Raw genomic sequence first — 18,774 nt, forward strand, 5'->3', positions numbered from 1 at the left:
GAATAAGGGTGTTAGAAATGGCAAAAAGCGCGGCAGATGATGTCAATGTGGCAGTGACCTCTCACTCTGATAATGCCCTGCTTTTGCCATCATCCCAATACCAATTGCCACAGCATTTGGCGGTCATTGGTAAGGGCATGCGTCAAAACAATGTACTGTTGTCTCAGGTATTGCAAGCAGATATTCAGCGCTGGTATCCGTGGTCAGGTATACCGCAACGCATCAATGCAGGTAAAACGCGCTTACTGTCTGCATTACCATTACCTAATGTTGTAAAAAATCAGATAACTCATCTGTCCAATTCCTCTTTCTCTTTTCAGCAACCCAATGCCTTTATCGGTTGGGGTCGTAAAAAAAGCTATCAACGAGCTAATAAAGTGGCTAAGCGGCAAAAGCTTGAGACATTAAGTGTCGAAGATGGCTTTTTGCGTTCATTAGATTCTGGTATTAGTAGCCGTCATGGCCTGAGTGTCGTCGTTGATGACCTTGGTATTTATTTTGATACGACGCATGACTCACGCCTTGAGCGGCTGATTATTGAGCGTACTAAAAACGCTACTACGCCTAATAATTACGAAATAGATGACGCGCGTGCGCGGCAATTGATGGCATGTATTTGTAATGAGCAGCTCAGTAAATATAACGCAGTGATCGATTGTCCGTCCTTGAATGAATTGATGAATCAAGACGGCGTTAACACAACGGCAGATTCCTTGAAATCGCATGTTTTATTGATTGACCAAGTGGTTGGTGATGCTTCTATCACCGGTGCGGGCGCGGATAAACGTCAGTTTAAGAAGATGTTAAAATCTGCGTGTCGTAATCATCCTCATGCCCATATTTGGATAAAGACACATCCTGCGTCAAAATCAGGATACCTGACCCGTTTAAAACTACCTAAACAGGTTCGGCTATTAACTCAAGCACTCAATCCTATCCAGCTATTAGAGCAAGTTGACCATGTTTATACGGTCAGCTCCCATATGGGCTTTGAAGCGTTGATGTTAGGTAAAACAGTACATTGCTTCGGGGTCAACTGGTATAGTGGCTGGGGTCTAACTGATGACAGCGGCGCACCCAAAAAGCTGCTTAAAGCGGTCGAAAAACGTCGTCGAAAACTTGTCAGCAAACAGCTAGAGGCTCAGGGACATTCAAATCCTGCGTTGTTTCCTACATCATTTGCTAAAAAAACATCTGCGACGTTAGAAACGTTATTTTATAGCGCCTATATAGATTATAGTCGTTATGTAGATCCGGCCACCAAGCAAGCCTGTGATATTGATACAGCGATAGAATGGCTAGTGACTAATCGGTATTGGCAAGCGCATCTTGAAGGGGATCTCACGATATATGAATTTAGTCGCTGGAAATTACCATTTGTAAAAGCTTTTACGAATCTACCGCGTACGACATTATTTATCAAACCCAAGCCACGTCTCAAGAATCTACTGCATCCTGATCATTTTCGTGTTGATTATCAGCAGCCTCTATTAGTGTGGGGTTTGGCTAAGCGGCAACAATTACAAAATAAATTACAGCGTAAGCTTGAGAAACAGCCGCATTTTTCCATACCGTCTATATACTGTATGGAAGATGGATTTATCCGCTCAAATGGTTTAGGCGCGACGTTGTTAGCACCGTTGTCGGTCGTTATAGATAAGCAAGGCATTTATTATGATGCGACCCAGCCTTCAGATTTAGAGACGTTGCTACGCCATTGTCAGGCATTGAACCCACAGCAAAGTGTCCGTGTAAAACAGCTGCAAGATAAATTGCTGAATCAGCGGGTGAGTAAATACAATGTTGGAGTTGATGTCGCCAGTGCCAATAACCAGCATACTTCATGGATGCATGATGCTAGGGTATCTGGCAAGCGCCGTCTGCTTATCATCGGTCAAGTCGAAGATGATTTATCGGTGCAGTACTGCGGCTCAACGATCAAAACCAACAGCGGCTTGATTGAGCGTGTATGCCAAGACAATCCTGAGGCTTATCTTATTTATAAGCCGCATCCTGACGTTGAAGCAGGGCTAAGGACTGGTAAGGTGAGCGCAGAGTTTTTACAACAGGTCAGTGCCGTCGCCTATGATACCGCGATGCCTGATTGCTTAGAATGTGTCGATGAAGTACATACGATTAGCTCATTGACTGGCTTTGAGGCGTTGCTGCGTGGTTTAGACGTTACTTGCTACGGCTTACCGTTTTATGCTGGTTGGGGGTTAACGGCAGATATTGATGCCCAGTTATCACCGAAAGCTGACTATTTAGAGAGACGAAAACGCGACACTGCATTAACGCTTGAGCAATTATTATATTGTGCGCTTATTCGCTATCCCTTATATCGTTTGCCTAATGGCTATGGGCTTGCACAAGTAGAGCAAGTGATTGACTATTTATACCCTCCTAAAAGCGCTCCTTTGCTTAAAGATATTCATAATACAGCGTCTCAAGCGCAAATATCTAGCCCTATAAATAGCTCGATTAACCATGCGACTTCAGTTTTATCCACGCTATCTGCAAACTTTAAACGCCAAGCGACGACTCGTTTTATGCAGCAGCGTCATCAATGGCAGCAGCGCCTGCGTAAATTATCTCGTTAGTTTATTCTAAACTTGTGACGCAAATCCATTGCGACAAGTAGGGGCTTTTTCGGTATAATCAGTGATGATTAGTGTGTATTTACACGGCTTAATATTCAAGTTATTTAATAAATACTCTCGATTTTATTCTTCATCTTCTCATTAATGGTAATTCAATACTATGGCAGCTTCGATGTCTCACTTGCTTACTCATCGACACGTCTTGCTGTTACAAGGAAAGATGGGCGGATTCTTCAACCGTTTTTCGACATTTCTGCAAACTCAAAATATTAAGGTTAGTAAGATTAACTTTAATGCAGGTGATGCATTTTTTTATCATCATGATAATACCTATGAATATACCGATACGTTAGCGCAGTTCTCTTCTTGGTTGCAGGCTTTCATTGAAGAAAATAGCATTGATGCGATTGTCTGTTTTGGTGATTGTCGTCCGCATCACACCCAAGCTGCTTATATCAGTGAGCAGTTGGGCACCTCTTTTTTTGTATTTGAAGAAGGCTACTTGCGTCCCGATTACATTACATTGCAAGAATATGGCATTAATGGCTATTCGCGCTTAAATACGGCAGATATTAAAGCGCTCAAAAAAGCCAATGATAAACCACTGTATACTCACAATCGTTTTTATCGTTTGAGTATCGCTGCGATTGTCTACTATATTATCGTTTGGGTGTACAAAAGTCGCTATCCGCACTATTCGCACTATCGCGGTATGACGGCGTGGCAAGAAGCAATCGCTTGGCTCAAAGCACCATGGCGTAAATTGCGAGGGTATTTACCTGATAAGCGATTGCAAAATAAGCTGACCAAAGAACAAAGTAATAATTATTTTTTGATTAGTTTACAAGTGCATAATGACTCGCAGATTACCCATCATAGTGACTATCATGATGTGGTGCAGTTTATTGATGAATCTATTGCCAGCTTTGCAGAGTATGCTGATAAGCAGCAATTACTGGTATTTAAGCATCATCCGTTAGATCGTGGTCATCGAGATTATCGCGAGCTGGTATCTAGCTTGGCTAGACGCTATCAAGTGGCGGATCGTGTATTCTATGGTTGTGACATGCACTTGCCAACCTTGATGAAACACAGTATTGGGATGGTGACCATCAATAGCACGACAGGGTTGCAGTCGGTATATCACAAAAAACCTACCAAGATCATGGGTCGCGCGATTTATGATACGCCGAAACTGATAGATCAAAAACCACTGAATGAGTTTTGGCAACAACCTCACCGCCCAGATAATGAGTTTTATCTTAGATTTCGTGAATACTTGATAGAGCAAACTCAGATCAACGGAGCTTTTTACGGTAAGTCACCATGGATGCATAAATATCTGCATAGCGCAGGATGTGAACCCATAGAGAGGGATCTGTCCAAAACCAATACCCCTCAGTAGATTATTGATTGTTCATATCCAGTTAGCATGAGTCTTGTCGAAGTGAATAAGGTGCTATCAAGCCGCTCGCTTTCTATCTGTACAGTTATCCGCTCGTAACTTCACTTGTAAATCATCCCTCTGCTAATAAAATCGCCTTACTTTATGGTAGAAAACTGCTAGAATACTCTTTCATGCCTGCGCGTAAGAGTTGACGTCCTGAGCGGTTGATTGGAGATGATAATATTGGCAAATAAGCTGATTCTAATTATTTTCTCCTCAGCGATGGACAGCTATTTTAGCGGTTGCGCCTGACAGCATTTATTTCTTAATTTTATTATTCTATCACCCTTAATTTAGTAGGCGCTTTGTGACTGCATTAGCAAATATTCGTAACTTTTCAATCATTGCCCACATTGATCATGGCAAGTCGACGCTTGCTGATCGTTTTATTCAAATGTGCGGTGCCTTGCAAGATCGCGAGATGCAGGCGCAAGTACTTGACTCCATGGATATTGAGCGTGAGCGCGGTATCACCATTAAAGCGCAGTCGGTAACCTTATTCTACGATCATCCTAATGGTGAGCGCTATCAGCTCAACTTTATCGATACTCCAGGACACGTTGACTTCTCATATGAGGTGTCGCGTTCACTAGCCGCTTGTGAAGGGGCGCTATTGGTCGTTGATGCTGCGCAAGGGGTGGAAGCTCAGTCCGTGGCCAACTGCTATACTGCCGTTGATCAGGGTCTAGAAGTCATGGCGGTATTAAATAAAATTGATTTGCCACAAGTCGAGCCTGAGCGTGTCATTCAAGAGATTGAAGACATCATCGGTATTGACGCTGTTGATGCACCACGAGTTTCTGCTAAGTCGGGTTTGGGCGTCGATAAGTTACTAGAAGCATTGGTTGAATTTATCCCTGCACCGACTGGTGATCGTGAGGCGCCACTACAAGCATTGATTATTGACTCTTGGTTTGATAATTATCTAGGCGTTGTGTCTTTAGTTCGGGTACGTGAAGGTACTATCCGAAAAGGAGATAAACTTTATATCAAATCAACCAAAGAATCGCATTTAGTCGGCTCGATCGGTGTCTTTACGCCCAAGCCTGTCGATACGGGTATCTTGGAGGCGGGTGAAGTCGGTTTTATTATTGCTGGTATCAAAGATATCGCTGGCGCTCCAGTGGGTGATACGATTACTCATTCTAAAACGCCAGACGTTGAGCGTATTCCAGGTTTTAAACAGATTACTCCGCAAGTCTATGCCGGTATGTTCCCTGTTGATTCTACTGATTTTGAAAAATTCCGTGAAGCGCTACAAAAGCTACAAATCAATGATGCGTCATTGTTTTTTGAGCCTGATACCTCAGATGCACTAGGCTTTGGTTTCCGTTGTGGTTTCCTTGGTATGCTGCACATGGAGATTATCCAAGAGCGTTTAGAGCGTGAATATGACTTGGATTTGATTACTACTGCGCCATCCGTTATCTACGAGATCGTCAAGAAAAATGGCGATATCATGTATGTTGATAATCCATCAAGACTCCCTGAGCCGAATAATATTGAAGAGTTCCGTGAGCCCATTGCCCGCTGTCAGATTTTAGTACCGCAAGATTACTTAGGTAATGTCATGACGCTTTGTATCGAGCGCCGCGGCGTACAGGTAGATATGCGTTTTATGGGTCGTCAAGTACAGCTGATCTTTGATATTCCGATGGGAGAGGTGGTCATGGACTTCTTTGACCGTCTAAAATCCGTTTCGCGCGGTTTTGCCTCACTTGACTATAATTTTGAGCGTTATCAAGTCGATAAATTGGTTAAAGTAGATGTATTAATCAATGGCGAAAAAGTCGATGCGCTGGCCATGATTGTTCATGAAACCCAATCACGCTATCGTGGTAATGCTTTGGTGACTAAGATGAAAGAATTGATTCCGCGTCAGATGTTTGATGTGGCAATTCAGGCCGCGATTGGTAGCCAAATTATTGGGCGTAGTACAGTGAAAGCCATGCGTAAAGACGTCTTGGCTAAGTGTTATGGCGGTGATGTGTCGCGTAAGAAAAAGCTACTGTCTAAGCAAAAAGCCGGCAAAAAACGTATGAAGCAAGTCGGTAATGTGGAGATTCCACAAGAAGCCTTCTTAGCGGTATTGCAGGTTGAGTAAGTCATTACTAATTGACTGGTCAACGATAGTTTTTTTGGTGTAATTAGTGGCGCAGTTGATAGTATAGATAGCCAGATAAGTCGCTCGTTAATAGGCAATTGAGTATGGATTTTGATTTTAATTTAATTTTAGTACCATTAACCATTGGTTTGGGTATTATTTGGCTATTAGATAAGCTGACCCTGAAACAGCGTAAAACTCGCGGGCGTGGTCAAGAAAGTCTCTTGGTACGCTGGGCTTATGATTTTTTCCCTGTATTGGCAGTGGTGTTAATAGTACGCTCGTTTTTGATTGAGCCTTTTAATATCCCTTCATCTTCTATGGTGCCGACATTATATACGGGCGATTTTATTGCGGTTAATAAGTATGCCTACGGGGTGCGCCTACCGCTGACGTATAACAAAGTGCTGGATACGGGCGCGCCTGAGCATGGTGATGTGGCGGTATTCCGCTATCCTGAAAACCCAAGTATTTATTATATCAAGCGTGTCATTGGTTTGCCTGGTGATACTGTTAGTTATGATCAAGGGACACTTTCTATCAACGATGTCCCAGTTGACACTAAGCCTGTCGATTTTGCGGCAAACCCTGAGTTGACCTCACAGCTTTATTTACCAGGACAAATTGGTCCAGGGCAAGTACTGACCGAAGACAGTGCGGCAGCGATGGGTCAACAAGAAGAGGGTGAGGCGCAATACTTTCAGGAAATACAAGGTGAAAACAAGCATCTTGTTCGTTACTTGAATGGTATGAATAGTTCTCAATATGCACCATTTTTGCAGCAGCAATCGCCAGAGGTGGTTAGCTCAGCAGGTACCAAATGGCGTATTAGCGTTCCAGAAGGTCAGTATTTTGTGATGGGTGATAACCGTGATCGTAGTGCTGATGGTCGGTTTTGGGGATTTGTTCCTGATGAGAATTTAGCGGGTAAAGCGGTTTATATCTGGATGCATAAGCCACCCGGGCTTAATTTACCAACCTTTGAACGCAATGGTACTATTGATTAAGATTATGTAATTAAGATTATGAGACGCTCTATTGGTTGATTTATCGATAATAGTTTTATGCTAATATTGTTGCTATCTAATAAATGGCTACCTAGTATTTCGGTAGCTCCTAAAAATAGTTGTTTACCAGTAGAGGGATATCATAGTGCAGCAATTATCTGGAATCGCCACACAGCGTGGTGCTAGCGTAACGAGTATCGTTTTAATTATTCTTGTGTTAGGAGTTGCTGCCAAATTGATGGTTGCTATCGTACCTGCTCAGATTGGTGATTATCAATTGACCAAGACCTTAAGCGCACAGCTTAAGGAAGCAAATAATAATAATGAGACGGCCAAGCAGTTTGTCGAGCGTGTTAATAGACAGCTATCTATTAATGCTGACTACGATACTCAGGCGGAAGACGTATTTACTTTTATTGATAAAAAGACGGGACAATTGGCTATTCGTAAACAATATGCAGTCACCAACAATTTCTTTGGTAATGTTGATATCGTCAATCGCTTCGAAGGTGATATCGATATGACAACAGCAGAGTAACTAAAAAGAGTGTTAGATCACTCTTAAACTTTTTAATATCTGAATGTCTTTATAATATTTATTAATCCATACTATTACTAACCAAATCAGTAAAACAGAAGGGATAACCACAAGCCACGCATGAAACCAACTTTGCAGCACTCCCAAGCGATTCCTACTCCTCAACAAAATAGCACGTCTGTCGACACGCTGATTGTTAGCTCAGAATTTATTCAGCAATTAGCCGTATTAACACGCAAGTTAGGCTATGTGTTTAAGGACTTGAGCCTTCCCAAACTTGCGTTGACACACCGCTCATTTGATAGCAAAAAAAATTATGAGCGTTTAGAGTTTTTAGGAGACGCGCTGTTAGGAATGATTGTGGGTGAGGCTTTATATCATCGCTATCCTAGCCAAAATGAGGGTCGCTTGACTCGTATGCGTGCCACTTTGGTACGTCAAGAATCATTGGTCATTATTGCGCAAAACTTAGAGCTCTCTAATCATTTGATATTAGGGATAGGTGAGCGTAAAGGTGGTGGGCGCAATCGCGCTTCTATATTGGCTGATGCCGTGGAGTCTTTGATTGGTGCTATTTATTTAGACAGCCAAAATTTGGATATTACTCGCGATTGTGTACTCTCATGGTATGGTGATTTGATTGACAACGTTAATGACCAAAAAGCCTTAAAAGATGCCAAGAGTCGATTGCAAGAGTGGCTACAATCTAAGCAGTTTGATCTGCCACATTATGAGCTGATGGAAACACGTGGTAACGCGCCGCATCAAATTTTTGTTGTACGTTGCCATGTTAATATCAATAACTGTGTTGATATTACTGAATCTGGTGAGAGCCGCCGTATCGCTGAACAAAAAGCAGCAGAACTAATGATTAACCAATTGCATAAACTGCCGAGTTCAGCTAAAAAGCGATCCTAACTAGGATTAACCTATGGATCGCACATACCACTTTTTTGACAATATATGTTAAGTGACGTTTTAAAAATCGTTTATTTAAATTAGCGTAAACGTCACACATTTCAAAACCTTAAATATTTCCCAGCCGATGATGGTTTTGCTTTTTTAGTGCTGATACAGCCAATACATCATTAAGCACCATTTAACTGGGTATAAATTCTATAGGATTAACCTATGAGCAATCGTACTGACTTGCCATCCAATGATGAAGATAATGCCAAAAATATGACCGAAAACACAGAATTGAATCAAAACCAAGATAATATCGATACTACTAACGATGGCATCAATCAAGCAGAAGATATTACTGTAGACAACGATATGGCAATTGAAGAATTCTTTGCCCCTAGTATTCATGCAGGTATTGCTGATGATTTTAAAGCGGGTTATGTCGCGATCGTTGGACGTCCAAATGTTGGTAAATCGACTTTGATGAATCACTTATTGGGTCAAAAGCTGTCTATTACATCACGTAAGCCGCAAACGACTCGTCACCGTATCCACGGTATTTTGTCAAATCACGAGATGCAGGCAGTATTCGTTGACACGCCGGGTATTCATCGCAATGAAGTACGTGCTATTAATGAGCGTATGAATAAAGCTGCGGTATCTGCATTAGTAGATGTTGATTTGGTATTATTCGTTGTTGATTCAGATCAATGGCGTGATGATGATTTGTTAGTTCTACAAAAGCTTGGCGACACCAATTTAAATGTGGTATTGGTTATTAATAAATCTGATACCTTAAAAGATAAAGGCAGCGTGTTGCCGCTGATTGAGACGTTTAATGACAGTTTTGATTTTGCCGATATCGTACCAGTATCTGCCTTAAAAAACCAAAACCTAGATCGTCTACAAGAAGTGATTGCTTCGCATCTTCCTATTGCTGCTCCTATCTATGATACCGAGCAAATTACTGACCGCTCAGAACGATTTTTGGCCAGTGAAATTATCCGCGAAAAAATCATGCGTAGCGCTGGTGACGAAGTGCCATATGACTTAACTGTACAGATTGATGGGTTCAAAGATGAGCCTGCGCACACTGATCCAAAGACAGGGCGTCCACGTAAGGCTTGTACTTTCATCGATGCGACTATTTATGTTGAACGTAGTGGTCAAAAAGCCATTGTGATTGGTGATAAAGGTCAGCGTATTAAGCAAGTTGGTATGGATGCTCGTAAAGATATGGAGCAGTTGTTTGATAAAAAAATCATGCTGACACTGTGGGTGAAAGTGAAACGTGGCTGGTCTGATGACGAACGTGCATTGACTAGCTTAGGATATTGATTGAAGAATAGCGCTTGAATCACTTTTCTATATGCTCGATGCTGAGGTAATAAGAAATGCGCAATGAAGCGTTAGTCGGTTATTTATTGCATCAGCGTCCTTATCAAGAAAAGCGCGCCTTATATTATCTGTTTTCTCAGCAACATGGCGTGATCCATGGTATTGGGAAAAAAGGCGCGCCATTGTTCATGCCATTGCAGCTCTTTGCCACTGGTAAACGCGATTTAAAAACGTTTAGTCAGATCAATATTGCATCGCAACACACAACTCAAACAGGCATAGCAAAAGATGATGGCATTGCCACTGTTTTAGAAGCACTGCCCTACGAAAATATTACAGGTCAACATCAATATGCGGCGTTGTATTTAAACGAAATACTATGGCGGTTGTTGTCGACTGAAGATCCAATGCCAGTATTATGGCTACATTATCAGGACAGTCTGTCTCAGCTTAGGCGACCTTTGAGCGCCAACGAATTACGGTTGTGCTTGCGCCAATTTGAGAAGCATTTATTCAATGAGTTGGGTTTTAGCTTAATATTGACGCAAGATAGTATTGAAAACATCATTCAGCCTGACGATTCTTATCGCTTTTTACCTGATGTTGGTTTAGTGCCTGTCTTGCAGAATGATATACAGACTGAGCATTTAGACAATACTATGGGGCAATTTTTTTTCAAAGGTACTGATATTATCGCAATGACGCAGTTAGGTATTACTGACAAAACCTTAAATAATTGGTCAAAAATCCATCGACAGCTTATTGACCATTTACTGGATTATCAACCCTTGCAAAGCCGCTTATTATGGCAACAGCAACAGCGTTACCAATAAATAATAGTACTATCCTCAAAGTGCTATAACCAATCCGATTGCTACTGAGACTGTCTAAAGTTTCATATTCTTGTACCGTTGATCAGTCAATTGGGTTTCGTTATCAAAAAAATCTCTTATGACCACTGCTTCATTACCTTCATCTAACAACCCTTTGCAAAAACCTTTATTAAGTGTAAACATTGCTCACGTAGCAACTTTACGTCAAGCGCGTGGGGTTAGTTATCCAAGCCCTTTAGCCGCCGCTCTTTGGTGCGAGAATGCGGCGCTGAGGCTATTAGTTACATACAGGCGCTTATGCTGAGGCAAGCTTGGTAGCCGATATGGACATACAAAATGCTGAGCTGAAACGAATTAAGCAAGCTGTTGCTACTGCTCGACGCAGTGATAATAACCTCTTAATTAACGCAGGTCATGGTCTGACACGTGATAATGTGAATGCTATCGCACAAATTGAGGGTATTTATGAGTTGAATATTGGTCATGCATTAATTGCAGACGCTGTATTTGTAGGACTCGAGCAGGCCGTCATTATGATGAAAGAAGCAATGTATAATGTATATAGATATATAGAGCTATCAAAAAATGTGAGTGGTAATTTATGTCAGTGGTAGTTTTTTATTCGTCACATTCGGTGGGATGATCTTCATTAAGTTTTTGTTTAATAATACCTCCTTGGTTAAATGATATTAGATACATTGCTTCATTATAAGCAACGATGGGACAGTATTTTATATGGCCAAAATGTCCTCGTGGTTTGCCACTCTCACCCCAAAATTTGGTGTAGTGGCGTCGACTTCCAACTCGTAAACTTAGCTTACTGTATTTAGGATTTAAAGACTGCTGAACGACTAATGAATCTACCTGAGCATCAAAGTGATTATTGTCATTTTTATCTATGAATAACAAAAGTGTCTTATCGCTGTCTCTATGGCAGCGCCCTCCAGTATCAGACAAGCAAACAATCACATTCTGTCTTCTGATGTAACTCTCAGCCTTGGCTAAGGCAAGAGAATTCTCTAACTGACTTTGAATCCGTTTGGCTTCCATACGTGCTAATTGCGTTCGTATGACTGGGGCTGCGATCGTCACTATAATTGCTAATACACATACAGTGACGATAAGTTCAACCAGCGTAAAACCCTTGTTATGTCTATTAACAGTGCTTGGGTCTGTTCTAGTGTTTGTATTAGGTGCTCTTTTATAGAGAGATACTATATATCTGTGATACACATAAAGAATCAATCGGCTTTGAGCTAGCCTGTGCTTATTTGAAGTAAAAACCCATAACATAAATGCTGAGAGCTCTTTGTAACTTGATAATGTTTTATGCAGCAATGCCATGAGGCTTGTTACCTATAATAAGTAGTTTAGTTCAATAAAACAGTCTCGCTTCTTTAAATGTTATTCAATCCAATCATTGCGTAAAATCGAGCCAATATGCGCGCGAAATTTTGGAGTAATGATCAAATTTATGATGTATGAAATAATGTTGAGTGCTATAATATAAACAGAATATATGTCTACTGTCAAAAAATGTTTCAATTAGTGAATGACTGGTTTTAATAATAGAGAAAAAATACTAACTGTACTAAAATACGCCCAGACAATAGATACTGTTAGGTTTACTATCTATTGTGAACTGACATACAAAAGATAAAAAGCGTAAGGTGTGTTAGTTCTAAGTAACTTAAGCTGGTTATTGTGTTTTAGTTACGACATTATCGTGTAATAATGTGTAGCTCGTTAACGAAAAAAGTTGTAAACTGAATTGATAATCGCTAAGCTACTCCTTAATTGGTTTTGCTTTGTCACTTAAAATTCGTAAAAGATGTCTATTTTAGAGCATCTTGAGAAGCGGTTTTGCTTAATGCATCACTCAAATTATCCTTTGGAGGAAGTCCATGAAATTGAATAAAATTGCTCTAGCTCTGGTTGCTGTAGCAGCTGCACCTTTAGCAGCTAATGCTGGCGTAACTATTAGCCCATTGTTACTAGGTTATCATTACACTGGCGAAGCTCATGACGAGCAACGCGAAGTCCTTAAGACTGGTAAAGACCTTTATATGAATGGTCAGAATCCATCACAACCAATTGATGGTCGTAACGGAAATCTAAACGGTGGCGTAGCTAAAGAAAGCAGTCTATATACTGGTGCTGCACTAGGTATTGAGCTAACTCCTTCTACTCAGTTCCAAGTAGAGTATGGTGTATCAAATGCAAACGGCGAAGCTTCAGAAAGATCAGCAGACGCTGGTGTTAACCGTTTTGACGTAGAACAAACCATGCTTTCTGGTAACTTCTTAATCGGTACTGAAGAATTTACTGGTTATACTGATAGCGCATTCAAACCATATGTATTGGTTGGTGCTGGTCAATCTAAGATTAAAGTAGAGAACCAAGAGCAATATGTTGCGACGGGTAATGCGCAAGGTACTACAGCAGGTCAACCTGTATCAGCTGGTACTGAAGTTGCAGAGTCTAAAGATACCATTGGTAACCTAGGTCTAGGTGCTATGTATCGTATCAACGATGCTTTAAGCCTACGTGGTGAAGCTCGTGCGATTCATAACTTTGATAATAACTGGTGGGAAGGCATGGCTTTGGCCGGTCTAGAAGTTGTACTTGGTGGCCATTTAGCGCCTACAGTAGCAGTACCACCAATGCAAGAGCCAGTTATCGATACTACTCCAGTAGTCGTAGTTGAATCTGATCTTGATTCTGATGGCGATGGCGTACCTGATAGCATCGATGCATGCCCAGGCACTCCTATGAATGTCGTAGTAGATGAGCGCGGTTGCCCAGTACCAGTAGATATTACTGATGAGCTGAAAATGGAACTACGTGTATTCTTTGATAACGATAAATCAACGATCAAATCTCAGTATCAACCTGAAATCGCTAAAGTAGCAGAGAAGATGCGCGAGTATCCTAACTCTACAGCACGTATCGAAGGTCATGCTTCTAAAACTGGTCCTTCAGCACGTTATAACCAACGTTTATCTGAAGCCCGTGCCGTTGCTGTTAAATCTATGTTAACTAACGAATTCGGTATTGCTCCAAACCGTATATCAACAGTTGGCTATGGTTATGACCAACCAATCGCTCCAAACGACACTGAAGAAGGTCGTGCTATGAACCGTCGTGTTTATGCCATCATCACTGGTGACAAAACAATGACTGTTGAACAAACTAAAGATATGGTTGTTCAGTAAATAGTATTGGACCGATTGTTTTACTAAATATATAGTTACAAAAAAAGTCACCTAATGGGTGGCTTTTTTTTATTTATGGATTGAGAAAAGCAAGTTATTACATAAATTTGTGGAGCAATAATGTTATACTAGCTGCCCAAACATTCTGTAAATTGACAGAATGTACATTAGCATAGCTATCTGTATGATGAATTTATCAGTGTAGATACTTGATTATATTGAAATTATTTGATTAACCGCATCTATTGTGCAGTCTTCCAAAAGTAAGTACTCAATATCTATCTGGTTGATGGTAAAAGTTTATCCAGCGGCGCTTATTGCTACTGCATTTTTTTAAGACGAAACGAGCATTTTATATGGCGAACGATATCAAACACCTGCGTAACATTGCAATTATTGCCCACGTTGACCACGGTAAAACAACTTTGGTTGATAAGTTATTACATCAGTCTGGTACTTTTGGCGACCGTGCAAACATTGCTGAACGTGCAATGGATTCAGGCGATATTGAGCAAGAACGTGGTATTACCATTTTGGCTAAAAATACAGCCATCCGCTGGACAGATAAGACTGATGATACTGAATATCGTATCAACATTGTTGACACCCCAGGTCACGCCGACTTTGGTGGTGAAGTTGAGCGTGTAATGTCTATGGTTGACTGCGTGCTTCTAGTCGTTGATGCGGTTGATGGCCCAATGCCACAGACCCGTTTTGTGACGCAAAAAGCGTTCGAGCAAGGTCTAAAACCTATCGTTGTCATCAATAAAATTGACCGTCCTGGCTCGCGCCCTGACTGGGTAATGGATCAAATCTTCGATCTTTTTGATAACTTGGGTGCAACTGATGAACAGCTTGATTTCCCAGTTGTTTATGCCTCAGCATTGAATGGTATTGCAGGTTTGGAAGCTGACGATTTGGCTGATGACATGACACCACTTTTCAAAACGATTGTTGATGTGGTTCAGCCTCCTCAAGTTGATGCTGACGCACCGTTCCGTATGCAAATCTCAAGCCTTGATTACAACAGTTTTGTTGGCGTTATCGGCATTGGTCGTATTCAGCGTGGTAAAGTTAAAACCAATACTCAAGTGACTGTAATCGACAAAAATGGCAATACCCGTAACGGCCGTATTTTGAAAATTATGGGTTATCATGGTCTTGATCGTATTGATGTTGAAGATGCACAAGCTGGTGACATCGTTTGTATTACTGGTATTGATTCGCTTAATATCTCAGATACGATTTGTGATCCTAGTGCTGTCGAAGCGTTACCAGCATTAACGGTTGATGAACCTACCGTTTCAATGAACTTCCAAGTAAATAACTCACCTTTTGCTGGTCGTGATGGCAAGTTTGTGACCTCGCGTAATATCCGTGAGCGTCTTGAGCGTGAATTGATTCATAACGTAGCATTACGTGTAGAAGATACAGAATCTCCTGATAAATTCAAAGTATCAGGTCGCGGTGAACTTCATCTATCTGTATTGATTGAAAACATGCGCCGTGAAGGTTTTGAGATGGGTGTTTCAGGCCCAGAAGTTATCGTCAAAGAAGTGGATGGTAAATTACAAGAACCGTATGAAAACGTTGTTTTTGATATTGAAGATGAGCATCAAGGTTCTATCATGGAGCAGGTTGGCTTGCGTAAAGGCGAGATGACCAATATGGAGCTTGATGGTAAAGGTCGTATGCGTATCGAAGCGACGATGCCTGCCCGTGGTTTGATCGGTTTCCGTTCTGAGTTCTTAACGTTGACCTCAGGAACTGGTATCATGACGTCAAGCTTCTCACATTACGGTCCACAAAAGATCGGTGATGTTGGTGGTCGCTCGAACGGTGTCTTAGTTTCTATGGCGAAGGGTGTTTGCTTAGGTTTCGCGCTATTTAACCTGCAAAAACGTGGTAAATTGTTTGCTGAGCCACAGCTTGAAGTTTACGAAGGTATGATCGTTGGTCTTAACTCACGTAACGATGATATGGCTGTTAACCCAACGACTGCTAAGCAGTTAACCAACGTTCGTGCGAGTGGTACTGATGAAGCATTGACGTTGACTCCAGCAGTCAAGTTCACACTTGAGCAAGCGCTTGAATTCATTCAAGATGATGAATTGGTTGAAGTAACACCTAAGGCGATTCGTCTGCGTAAGCGTTATTTGACTGAAAGTGAGCGTAAGCGTCACGGCCGTGGTAAAAAAGGTGCTTAATATTGAGCCATGAATCACTGAGTAATTTATTGGACTGATATTTTATAGAAGCATTTGATGCTGTTGTTATTTAATAATGGGCATCAAGATAACTAAAAAATTAGCAGTATAGAGTGAACTAAATATGGTTCATTTTATGCTGCTTTTTTTTGTTGTAATTTCCATAGAATATAGACAGAATAACTGACAGTAGTAGTGTTTCTTACTATTACTCTTAAGGCTCAAGATTGGGTCGACTGTTGAGATACTTATTCGATTATAGATTGGTATTTTGAGGAGAAAATAATGAGTATGGTTTCTGAGTTTAAAGAATTCGCTCTAAAAGGTAATGTGATGGACTTAGCGGTCGGTGTCATTATCGGTGGGGCATTTGCCACTATCACAACGTCCTTAGTTGAAGACATTATTATGCCAATAGTGGCCTTCATAGCAGGTGGCGAGATCAATTTCAAAAACATGTTCTTAGTGTTGGGTGATGCGCCTGAAGGTGTTGCCATGACCTATGATGCCCTCAAAGCGGCTGGCGTTCCTGTATTAGCCTACGGCAGTTTCATTACCGTACTGATTAATTTCTTAATTCTAGCATTTATTATTTTTATGATGGTTAGAATGGTTAATAAAATGCGTCGTAAAGAAGAAGTACAAGAGTTGGTAAAACAACCTTCAGAAGAGGTGCAATTGCTTCGTGAAATTAGTGCTAAATTAGGTAATACCGCTGTTTCAAAATAAAATATGATGATTTGATTAAAAACACAAAAAAGGCTAACGTCGTGTTAGCCTTTTTTATGGATAATTCATAAATGCATTGTCTTTAGCGCAGTTGTATCATTTAACCAGCTGTTAATATAAAAACTATGGCGTAACTACAACATAATCGTTGGTATTAATCAAAATCTCAGATGGTTGATCAACGACAATACGTACAACATTATCATTAGTCACTTGTGATTTGTAATAGTTATCTTCAGCCACAGTACAACCTAAGCAACGTCCCATCGCATCCCAAGGTTCAACAAAAAGTTTCTGCTGCGCCTGATCCGCATTACCACCGATAAGCGAGAAGGGTAGACTAACTAGGTAGGCGGCAGTACCAGCAACGGCACTGACCAGTTGTAGAGGTTTACCCACTACAGTATCAACCACCATTGTCTCATAAGAAGGTCCAAAGTCTGTCTCATCAATTTCTATGGCTGCCAAGGCAGGCTGCATAGTAGCAGCCATTAAACTTAAGCTTGCGGCTATAGTAATGGCTTTTTGCTTAACTGTGCGTTGGTTTTTGGCTTTAACAGTCATAACGATGTCCTAAAATTCATAATTGGTATGATTATTAGCTGCTGCTATTTCCACACAGAGACAATTTCCCTATATAAATAATGCGCAACGATAAGTAAGCTAAATATATTACAGATGTATAAACATTATGCACTATTTATGTAAGTGCTCATACTATTAAAGCAAGATGTGTGTCAATAAGCAACAAAAATGGCGCGCGATATAATGATATTAGTGCAAAATAATAGGACACTCAGTCAAGAGTATTGTGCTGCCATATTCTATGACTTGATACCTAAGTTATTCTGGTATTTAAGGCGAAACAGATAGTGATAGTTTCAGATAATATTTAAAGGATTGGCTGACAGTTGGGACAGAATATACTGGCGCGACCATTAATTTTGATATTCTCAAGCACAGCGTCACAATGCGGACAAGTTTTCCCTTGTCTACCATAGACATTTAATGTCTGCTGGAAGTAACCGGTTTGGCCATCTGCTACGGTGAAGTCTCGCAGTGTCGAACCACCAAGCGCTATCGCCTTTTGTAGAATAACTTTAATATGATCGACCAAAATAATCATCTGAGCATGGGACAGTTGGTCAGCGGGGGTGGCTGGATGAATAGCTGATAAATATAGGCTTTCAGTCGCATAGATATTACCGACACCCACGACGACCTGTTGTTCCATGATGACTGATTTTATAGCGCGAGCAATGGGCTGCTTCTTTGATTTGGCGTTGCCAATTGCTACAGTATCAGCACTGTGATCAAGCAAGTTTGACCGTTGAATCAGTTGATACAGGTAGTCTGCAGTAAATTCATCTGATAATGGTTCAGGACCTAAATGATCTAATAGCTTAGCACTATAATCCTTGTGCCATAACACTGACCCAAAACGTCTTGGGTCATAGTAATGTAGCTGGACTTTTGTATTATTAACGCCCTTAAAAACAATGATGAGATGATCATGCTTGCGCTTTTCAGTACCGTAGCTCTGCTGTTGCAGGCTGCCCGACATGCCTAAATGTACCAAAAGTTGACGCGGTACTAACGTAGCAGTTTGAGCCGCAGCGCTATCATCATTGGGTAATAAAGGTAAAAAGTTAAGAATTAAATATTTTGCGCGGCGCTCAATGCTATCTAGCATGTAATCAATCAAGCCATCTAAATCATCTGGCATCGCCCAGCGCAGCTTTGGCTGGAAAACTTTTATATCGATGATGCGTTGCCCTAATAACGGTGCAAGGCTGGTTTTGGTTGTTTCTACTTCAGGCAGTTCAGGCATGATATTTTTATAATAACCT

15 protein-coding genes and 1 pseudogene are annotated in these 18,774 nt (G+C 41.0%); 13 read left to right on the forward strand and 3 right to left on the reverse strand.

Annotated elements, in window-relative coordinates:
• Positions 1-17 precede the first annotated feature (17 nt).
• The 10 genes and pseudogenes from AK822_RS02215 to AK822_RS14790 all read left to right on the forward strand — a co-directional run.
• Entirely contained in the window at positions 18-2,600 is a 2,583-nt protein-coding gene (locus AK822_RS02215; protein WP_060490418.1) for a capsular polysaccharide biosynthesis protein, read from the forward strand.
• Between the two features lie 160 nt (positions 2,601-2,760).
• Positions 2,761-4,005: a capsule biosynthesis protein gene (locus tag AK822_RS02220; protein ID WP_060490419.1), complete on the forward strand. Its 1,245-nt coding sequence runs from the start codon at positions 2,761-2,763 to the stop codon at positions 4,003-4,005.
• Between the two features lie 349 nt (positions 4,006-4,354).
• A complete protein-coding gene (lepA, locus tag AK822_RS02225; RefSeq protein ID WP_060490420.1) occupies positions 4,355-6,151 on the forward strand; it encodes a translation elongation factor 4 in 1,797 nt (598 codons plus the stop codon).
• Positions 6,152-6,255: 104 nt separating this feature from the next.
• Entirely contained in the window at positions 6,256-7,158 is a 903-nt protein-coding gene (gene lepB, locus AK822_RS02230) for a signal peptidase I (protein WP_060490421.1), read from the forward strand.
• A gap of 145 nt (positions 7,159-7,303) precedes the next feature.
• The gene (locus AK822_RS02235; protein WP_227690139.1) at positions 7,304-7,696 is read left to right on the forward strand and encodes a DUF4845 domain-containing protein; all 393 of its coding nucleotides are present in this window, start codon (positions 7,304-7,306) and stop codon (positions 7,694-7,696) included.
• Positions 7,697-7,816: 120 nt separating this feature from the next.
• On the forward strand, positions 7,817-8,614 hold the full coding sequence (rnc, locus tag AK822_RS02240) for a ribonuclease III (RefSeq protein ID WP_060490423.1): 798 nt from the start codon (positions 7,817-7,819) through the stop codon (positions 8,612-8,614).
• Positions 8,615-8,974: 360 nt separating this feature from the next.
• Positions 8,975-9,940 carry a GTPase Era gene (gene era / locus AK822_RS02245; RefSeq protein ID WP_060492145.1) on the forward strand — a complete coding sequence of 322 codons (966 nt, stop codon included), beginning with the start codon at positions 8,975-8,977 and terminating at the stop codon, positions 9,938-9,940.
• 56 nt (positions 9,941-9,996) lie between these two features.
• A complete protein-coding gene (recO, locus tag AK822_RS02250; RefSeq protein WP_060490424.1) occupies positions 9,997-10,773 on the forward strand; it encodes a DNA repair protein RecO in 777 nt (258 codons plus the stop codon).
• A 118-nt stretch (positions 10,774-10,891) separates the two neighbouring features.
• The gene (locus tag AK822_RS15230; protein WP_372885812.1) at positions 10,892-11,077 is read left to right on the forward strand and encodes a pyridoxine 5'-phosphate synthase; all 186 of its coding nucleotides are present in this window, start codon (positions 10,892-10,894) and stop codon (positions 11,075-11,077) included.
• A pseudogene (locus AK822_RS14790) lies at positions 11,055-11,387 on the forward strand (pyridoxine 5'-phosphate synthase); the annotation flags it as partial. The gene AK822_RS15230 and the pseudogene AK822_RS14790, both read left to right, overlap by 23 nt.
• Before the next feature lie 4 nt (positions 11,388-11,391).
• Here the strand turns inward: AK822_RS14790 and AK822_RS02260 are convergent.
• Positions 11,392-12,117 (reverse strand): GspH/FimT family pseudopilin, encoded by a 726-nt coding sequence (locus tag AK822_RS02260; RefSeq protein WP_228139050.1) that lies wholly within the window; start codon positions 12,115-12,117, stop codon positions 11,392-11,394.
• A gap of 560 nt (positions 12,118-12,677) precedes the next feature.
• Between AK822_RS02260 and AK822_RS02265 the strand changes: the two genes are divergently transcribed.
• The 3 genes from AK822_RS02265 to mscL all read left to right on the forward strand — a co-directional run bounded on the left by AK822_RS02265 (position 12,678) and on the right by mscL (position 16,924).
• A complete protein-coding gene (locus AK822_RS02265; protein WP_060490426.1) occupies positions 12,678-13,988 on the forward strand; it encodes an OmpA family protein in 1,311 nt (436 codons plus the stop codon).
• A 356-nt stretch (positions 13,989-14,344) separates the two neighbouring features.
• Positions 14,345-16,195, forward strand: coding sequence for a translational GTPase TypA (typA, locus tag AK822_RS02270; RefSeq protein WP_055125731.1), 1,851 nt, complete (start codon positions 14,345-14,347; stop codon positions 16,193-16,195).
• 285 nt (positions 16,196-16,480) lie between these two features.
• On the forward strand, positions 16,481-16,924 hold the full coding sequence (gene mscL / locus AK822_RS02275) for a large conductance mechanosensitive channel protein MscL (RefSeq protein WP_060490427.1): 444 nt from the start codon (positions 16,481-16,483) through the stop codon (positions 16,922-16,924).
• 123 nt (positions 16,925-17,047) lie between these two features.
• Here mscL and AK822_RS02280 read toward each other — a convergent pair whose 3' ends face one another.
• Together AK822_RS02280 and mutM are read right to left on the reverse strand one after the other, a co-directional pair.
• The gene (locus AK822_RS02280; RefSeq protein WP_060490428.1) at positions 17,048-17,488 is read right to left on the reverse strand and encodes a hypothetical protein; all 441 of its coding nucleotides are present in this window, start codon (positions 17,486-17,488) and stop codon (positions 17,048-17,050) included.
• A gap of 328 nt (positions 17,489-17,816) precedes the next feature.
• Positions 17,817-18,755 (reverse strand): bifunctional DNA-formamidopyrimidine glycosylase/DNA-(apurinic or apyrimidinic site) lyase, encoded by a 939-nt coding sequence (gene mutM / locus AK822_RS02285; protein WP_060490429.1) that lies wholly within the window; start codon positions 18,753-18,755, stop codon positions 17,817-17,819.
• Positions 18,756-18,774 lie beyond the last annotated feature (19 nt).

Origin of the sequence: Psychrobacter sp. P11F6 (genome assembly GCF_001435295.1) — a bacterium.
GTDB lineage: Bacteria > Pseudomonadota > Gammaproteobacteria > Pseudomonadales > Moraxellaceae > Psychrobacter.